This is a genomic window from Pseudoroseomonas ludipueritiae, assembly GCF_014490445.1.
GTDB lineage: Bacteria > Pseudomonadota > Alphaproteobacteria > Acetobacterales > Acetobacteraceae > Pseudoroseomonas > Pseudoroseomonas ludipueritiae.
In genome coordinates this window covers 1-707 of sequence record NZ_JACTUZ010000376.1, presented here as the reverse complement: position 1 = coordinate 707, position 707 = coordinate 1, and the positions used below count along the sequence as shown (strand labels likewise).

The following is a 707-nucleotide window of genomic DNA, read 5'->3' as shown; positions in this document are numbered from 1 at the left end:
GCCTCGACAGCCGCCTGCCGCCGGCCCTGCGCCCGCTGGGGCGCGGCGCCATCCGCCTGGCCTGCCGGCTGGCCGGGGCCGCGGCCGATGCCGTGGTGGTGGCTAAGGACGGGCTGGATGCCGATTTCGGCGCACCGGAGCGCATCGTTCCCGTGCGCAACTATGCCGCCCCCAGTGCCGTGGCCCCGCGTGGGCATGGCCCAGGGCCGCTGACCCTGGTGCATCTGGGCGCCCTGGGCCGCTCCCGCGGCGCCATGGAAATGCTGGACGCCCTGGCCCTCTGCCCGGATGGCACGCGGCTGCGGCTGGTCGGCCGCTTCACCGACAACAGCGAGGCGGATTTCGCCGCCCGCGCCGCCGCCCTGGCGCTGACGGGGCAGGTGGAGCAACTGGGCTGGATGCCGCATGCCCAGGCGCTGGAAGCGGCGGCGGGCGCCGATATCGGGCTGGTGCTGTTCCAGCCGGGGGTGGAGAACCACCGCCTGGCGCTGCCGCACAAGCTGTTTGACTGCATGCTGGCCGGCCTGCCCATCATCGCCCCCGCCTTTGCCGAGGAAGTGGCGGCCGTGGTGCGGGAAGCCGGCTGCGGCCTGCTGGTGGAAACCGACGACCCCGGCGCTGTCGCCGCCGCCGTGGCGCAGCTCTCGGACCCGGCGCTGCGGGCGGAGATGGGCGCGCGGGGCCGTGCCGCCGCGCTCGGCCGCTTC

The 707-nt window shown here is 75.8% G+C and carries 1 protein-coding gene; it reads left to right on the top strand.

What is annotated here, in order from left to right; translation table 11 throughout:
- On the top strand, positions 1 to 707 hold a 707-nt coding region (locus IBL25_RS26465), incomplete at both ends, for a glycosyltransferase (RefSeq protein WP_187781390.1).